6 protein-coding genes are annotated in these 6314 nt (G+C 51.0%); all 6 read right to left on the reverse strand.

From position 1 onward, the window contains the following. Positions 1 to 295 precede the first annotated feature (295 nt). Positions 296 to 1048, reverse strand: coding sequence for a hypothetical protein (locus K2H17_RS08530; protein WP_300133754.1), 753 nt, complete (start codon positions 1046 to 1048; stop codon positions 296 to 298). A 106-nt stretch (positions 1049 to 1154) separates the two neighbouring features. Beyond that, positions 1155 to 1487 carry a DUF4491 family protein gene (locus tag K2H17_RS08535; RefSeq protein WP_300133756.1) on the reverse strand — a complete coding sequence of 111 codons (333 nt, stop codon included), beginning with the start codon at positions 1485 to 1487 and terminating at the stop codon, positions 1155 to 1157. A 72-nt stretch (positions 1488 to 1559) separates the two neighbouring features. Next, on the reverse strand, positions 1560 to 2084 hold the full coding sequence (locus K2H17_RS08540) for a hypothetical protein (protein WP_300133757.1): 525 nt from the start codon (positions 2082 to 2084) through the stop codon (positions 1560 to 1562). 15 nt (positions 2085 to 2099) lie between these two features. Further along, positions 2100 to 2783, reverse strand: coding sequence for a hypothetical protein (locus tag K2H17_RS08545; RefSeq protein WP_300133759.1), 684 nt, complete (start codon positions 2781 to 2783; stop codon positions 2100 to 2102). A 63-nt stretch (positions 2784 to 2846) separates the two neighbouring features. Then, on the reverse strand, positions 2847 to 4268 hold the full coding sequence (locus tag K2H17_RS08550; RefSeq protein WP_300133761.1) for a DUF3078 domain-containing protein: 1422 nt from the start codon (positions 4266 to 4268) through the stop codon (positions 2847 to 2849). Positions 4269 to 4490: 222 nt separating this feature from the next. Next, positions 4491 to 5897: an outer membrane protein transport protein gene (locus tag K2H17_RS08555; RefSeq protein ID WP_300133763.1), complete on the reverse strand. Its 1407-nt coding sequence runs from the start codon at positions 5895 to 5897 to the stop codon at positions 4491 to 4493. Between the last annotated feature and the right edge of the window lie 417 nt (positions 5898 to 6314).

Raw genomic sequence — 6314 nt, forward strand, 5'->3', positions numbered from 1 at the left:
AATCTGAGCGAAAGTTTTGAGGTGGATATGGCTCTGAATTGAAGGAGCATAGCGAGCTATGTGACTGAAATGAAGAGCCATAGGCGCCCAAAACTTTCGCAGGCGACGGTATTATATTTTTCCTTTTAATAATTTCATGTGTGAGAATTTTTAAAGTTACCTGAGCCTTGGTGTCTCTTTTGCTAAATTGTTGAAATTCGTCAGTCGCATAGCTCGCTATGCTCCTTTCTCATTTACAATAATTTATCTAAAAGATACACCACTCAGATTTTAACTCTTGTTTTTAAACAACCTCTTAAAGATAACTGAGATATTTGGCCTGGACGGCTTCGCTGTCGAGCTTTTTGATTTTTGCCTTCAATCGGGATTTGCGGTTGTAGACGGCATCGAGTTTGTCTTCTTTCAGAAACACGGATATGGCCGAAGTGGAGAATCCGAGTATCGAGAAGAGAAAGAGCTGATAGTCGGCCGGCTTCAGGGCCGGCAGATCTGTCCTGAAAGCAGCCATAAGGCCTGATTGGTATCTGTCTACCGTCTGCTCCAGTTCCCGGATGGTTTCCGGTGACGAGAAGCGGTCAACCATCGCTATGACTTCTTCCGAGACTTTCTTTTTGCTCTGTGAAGATGAATTGGCATAATAATCGCGGCATTTTTCATCGACAGTCTTATATTCTTTGGTTAGAAGTTCGTGCAGCAGACGGTTCTGGTTTTCGTTATGCCGGTCTTTGACGCTGACGAGTTCCTGGAGATTCTCTCCGATATTGAAATAGTGTTCTTCTCTGAGTTTTCGCCTTTGCGTGTCATATATTTTCCATGCAATCAGTGTTATGACATTGATTGCCTCGATCACTACCGCGATGCGCTTCATCACGCGCGTGTGTTTGAGTCTTGCTTCGCTGAGATGCTCCCGCAGTTCCGGCGCTTCCATTGTCATCTCATCGGAAGTCAGCGGATGTGGCAGGTCGCTTATGAAAAAGAATATGACCACGCCTGCGGTTGACATGACCATAATCAGGGCTATCAATCTCTCTGTTAAAGATTTTTTCATTGCAGTGATAATGTACCTGGAAACTCACTGCAAATATAACACTTTTTAAGTATTGTGCAAAGTTTGATTGCAAACAAGCGGTATTTTACTTGTTGTTGTATGAATTTTATACTGATTCCGGGTCTTTGCTTTGAACTTTTCGTTTCGGGTTGGCGGGGAACCATCCGCGTTCAACTCTCTTTTTCTGCTCGAAGATCTCGCCGATGGTCCAGAACGAGGAGAAGGAGAACACGCCTAAGAGCGATGACCAGAAGACGTCGCCGATCAGTAGGGATGCGGCGATTCCCGCTATGCCCAGCAGGAGGAAACACCACCAGCAGCCGGTGCCGAAGTGGTATTCGCATTTTATGGTGACAGGATGAAAGATTCCGATGATCAGAAAGGTGCAGACTCCGATGGTGAGTCCGAGGATGTGATGGTCGGCCAGAAATTCGGTCATGTGGTTGATTTGTGGATTTGTGAGTTACGAATCGGAGAGTGTCGGTAAAAGTTTATATTTCTAATAATTGTTTCAGGGGATGTTTTGTTCGGCTGATGAGCCGTCTGAGGGTGAGAGTATGCAGCTGTTGACCGTGCAGGTGACGTCATAAGGGGTGACATTGGCTGTGCGCGGACGGCGTGAGTGGCGGTAGTAGAAAGAGTTCTGGGTGTCCCAGGAGGAGAACTGGATCCGGCGGGTGGTGCCTGAGGGTATGTCGGCCCGTATCAGGCGTTTGGCCTGGTGGAGGGTGCGTCCCTGAAGGTCTGAATAGACAAGCGTGATTTCTATTCCGCAGATTTCCGATCCGGTGTTGTTGCTGACAAAGAGGCTCTCGATGCGTGAGTTGAGGGGTTTGTCGTAGCCTGAGAGCCTCACTTTTTCGGCATCAGGAGTGCGGAGAGTGTCAAACACAAGCGTCGGGGGTGTCCGGTTTACGGGTGATGTTTTCGTGGCAGCCGTGCGCAGTTTTCCGCGCAGAGTCCTGTCGGCCATCAGCGGAAGGACCGAGACAAGCGTCAGCATCAGTATTGAGATCAGTCTTAAGGATTTCATCATGTCGGAGCGGGCTTGTCAGAGGTAACGTGGTTCAGCCGGAATCGCCGGGGCGGGAAATACTCTCAGACATCCATGGATGGCACCTGGACTTTTCTCCTTGCGTGTGAACAGATAGCGGTACATGTAGGGGAGCAGTCTCCACCAGTTGAATCTCAGCGACGATCCGTAGTCACTGATCGATATCCGGCTGTCATCGTCGGTCAGCGTGACGGTAAATTTCTTTGGAGAGTGGAGGGTTGTGCCGTTGTCGAGTCGCGAGGTGTAGATCCGCGCGTCATAGACTCCGCGTTTGGCGGTCGGCGTGAGATAGCCCATCACTGTTCCCGGACGCAGGGCCATGTCCGCGGCACGGACAATCACCATGCAGTAGACTGTTGTCTCGGCGCTGTATTCACCTGCGGTTTTGGTCTGCCGGCGTTCGATGGCCATCAGGGAGCCTTCGGAGGCGAAGCGCCAGAGGCCTTCGATGGCGTGGAGCGGCAGCTGACCGAGTCTGTCGGTGACGCAGTCAGGCTTTGTGTAGCCCTCGATTGTTTCCGAGCGCCCCGGAATCTTGTCGAGGATGCTCTTCTCGATTGTCTTCGCTGCTGCGGCGAATGGCAGGAGCAGAAATGTGCATATAAGGAATGCTGTCAGGATTCCGGAGACTGCCGGTTGTCGGCCTGATAGCGGATTGTTGCGGTCTGTTGCTGTTGGCACGGTGGAGAGAGTGTGTTTGGCTGGTTTGAGGAAAGGGGTGGTGAGCGGTCGGACCTAAGAGCGTCAGATGGTGGCGAATTTATAGGCGAATCCGAATGAGAGAATCTCTTTGAGCTGGAATTTGTGCCAATCAGGATCGCTGCAATCAGGCGTTGAGGAGTCGTAGCGCATGTGGACGTAGATCTGTGTGGTCAGGAAGCGGTTGATGTTGAACATGAACGTGTTTTCCCAATCGCTGTAAGCATAGGAGTAGTCCGAGAACACAAACAGTCTGGAGCGCATGCTGATGTTGTCGCAGATCTGCCATGTCAGTTTTCCTTCGGCGCTGGAACCATATTCGCTGACCGTGTGCTTGCCGGGGTCGATACCGAATGATGTCTCGTTCATGCGCTTGTTGAAGCAGGTCTTCATGTTCCATGAGAGAGGTGAGATCGACGCGTCGAGAGTGAACGTCTTCTTGGGGTTGGCATAGTTATAGGTCATACCGACACCGACGTTGAGTTCTCCGGGCGACATGAAGGCGCCTTTCAGGTCGTGGGTGTTCGGTTTGTAGTTCTTGAGGAACTGTGTCTTGAAGGATACGTTGGTCGAATAGTACCACCGTTTAGAGGCCTTGTAGCCTAAAAGCATGTTGAACTGGAAAAGGTCTTCCGAGACAGAATAGTTGCGCAGAGAGTCATTGGGCGCGTCATTCATGCCGAGTTTGTATTGGAAGGTGGTCTCGAAGAGCAGTTTCTTGTGGAATGCAGGGTTCAGCTTGACATTGTAGTAGAGATTGACAAGCATGTTGAGGTTCTTGTTGCCGCCCTGATACCAGTTGGGCGACACATAGGCCTGGGAGAACTGCACAGAGCCGTTGAATGTCTTTAGCCAGTGGCGTTTGTAGAAAACGGCTTCCATTTTCTGTTCCGGCGCTTTCTCCGGGATTATCTCCGCGATGACGATCTTTGCAGTCTTCGGGTCTACGTTGGCTTCGAATTTCTTCGGCGGTTCCGGGAGCGAGGCTTCGTCGTAGCGGATCATATATGGCTGGCGCACCACCATTGCCTGACGGGCGTGGCGGATGAGGTTGCTGTGGTAGAAATCAGTGGCAAGCCATCCGAATGTCTGACGGTCTGAGGCATCGGCAGTCTGTATTTCCGGATTTTGGACTCTGATGGTGTCGAGAAACTGGAAAGAGCTGAACACGACAGGGCGGAAATAGTATCTGGGCAGCGGTGTGCCGGGCGTTTCTGCCTGGAGTGTGTCAATCAGGGTCTCCTGAATCTCCTGGGCGGCAGTTGCAAGACTGTCAGCCGGTGCGAGAAGCTGGAGCATGTCGGCGGGATTGTCAGGATTGAGTTCCTGGAGTTTGAAATTATAGATTTCAGAGCGTGTGTAGGGCGCGCCGAACAGTGAGAGTTCCGGCACATGCACGGCTACGGCTGATTGTGCGATGGCTGCTGCGCTGACAAATATACCTGCAAGAATAGACCTGATGTTCATAATGATTGATTATGGACTTATAGAGTGTTTGAGCACCCTCTTAGAGGTTGTTTAACTCTTGTTTTTAAACAACCTCTTAAAAAAAACCGGATTAAATATTTGCAAAATTAGCAAAAAAATCAGAAAAACAGAAGCCAGTCTGCAAAAACGAGGAAACGCCATCACCGATGCGGGCGGTGATGGCGTTTCAAATATGTGTGTGATATAACCTGATTGTTGTGATCAGAAACTGTAACTGATGCCGAGCGAGGGGATGAAGGCATGGAGTTTGTAGTCAGCGGTGAAAGTGCCTGAGGTGCTGAAACCGAGGGCTTCGATCTGCTGCTGGGGCACTCCGGCGGCTGTCAGCTTTTTGATCATCTGGCCTCCGAGCAGGTCGGGATACTGGCAGCTTGCATTGTCAATGCCCGTTCCGGCCACATACATGAAGCCAAGGTCGACCGAGAGGCGGGGAATCGGACGGAAGGAGAGGCCCACTGTGGGCTCTACCTTTGTCATGCCCGGAGTTTCGGGATTGTAGTAGTTTTTGTTGACGGGCGATGTATCGACCATGAGGCCTGCACGGACATCGAAGCGGTCGGTCACGGCAAACTGTGCGCCCAGAGAGTAGCACCAGGAGTTCTTGTATTTCTTCTCTATGTGCTGGTTGTAGTCGGTGAGCTGCTCGCTGAGGAATTCGATGTCGAGCTGACGGTAGGTGTGCCATCCGGTCAGACGGGCGTCAAACGCAAGGGTCAGACGGTCGATCGGCTTGTAGGACACTCCGAGTCCCAGCACCCAGGGGCAGGGCATCTCAGCCTTGAAATTTGCTTCGTTGAGCAGGTCGAGGCTTTCGCCAAGAAGGTTCTGAGAGAGTGTGTTTGCATATTTGACGGTGGCGTCACCGGCTTTGACCTTCATCGGCATGCGTGAGCGGAACGAGGCGCCGACAGTCAGGCGGTCAGTGATGTCATACATCGCACCGACGTTGAATCCGACGGTCATTTCCGACTTGCCGTTGAGGTTGACCGAGGCGGGTGTGGTGTTGCCGAATCCGGGAGTGCCTGCGGGGAGCATGCCGAGCTGGGTCATCGCCTGGATGGTGCGGTCGGTTGTCTCGGCGGTCACGAGGCCCTTGTTGAGGTCAACGCTGCCCCATGAGATCATGGCACCGGCGCCGACAGAGAGTTTCGGAGTGATCGCCCAGGCCACAGTCGGCTGGATGGTGAAGACCTTGAGGTCAACGTTCTGGTTCAACACGGCGCCTGGCCAGTTTTCAGTCCAGTTGATCGACGATCCGTAGGGGGTATAGAACGAGATTCCTGCTTTGAGGTTGTCGTAGATCGAGAATGCGGCGTGGACACCGATCGGAGTCGAGACTCCGTTGTCAGTCTTATAGTCCTTACCGTTGACGGTGGCGGTTGCCGTGGGCATGATTCCGGTCAGTGATCCTGAGAGGTCAAGGGTTTTGTCCATGAAACCCATACCGGCGGGATTGAAAAACATGCTTTCGGCTCCAAGTTTGAGCGCTACTCCCGTATGGCCCATGCCGATCTGCTTAGCAGACAGAGAGTTGATCTGATAGCCTTCGGCGTTAGCGGTCGCGCAGACGGCGGCAACGGCTACTGCCGAACAGAGAAATTTCTTCATAAATCATTGTTTAAAATCGCCCGCAAAGGTAGCCCGAAGCCCCGACACCCCCAAAGAAATACACACTTTTTAACAATAAAATTGATCTAAAACACTTTTAAATTGTTCTGATTTTCCCTCCAAATCAGCCTCAAACCCACCACAGCGCCCATATTGCATACTCACTCCTTAAATGTGCATTAACAAACCGACACGATAATTAACAAATAAAAACCAATTGGGGCTTGCAGACTATCTCCGGTTTACAAATTCAGGGGCATAAGAATATTAGAGGTTGTTTAAAAACAATAGTTAAAATCTGAGCGAAAGTTTTGAGGTGGATATGGATCTGAATTGAAGGAGCATAGCGAGCTATGTGACTGAAATGAAGAGCCATAGGCGCCCAAAACTTTCGCAGGCGACGGTATTATCTTTTTT

Source organism: Duncaniella sp. (assembly GCF_029054785.1).
Taxonomy (GTDB): Bacteria; Bacteroidota; Bacteroidia; order Bacteroidales; family Muribaculaceae; genus Duncaniella.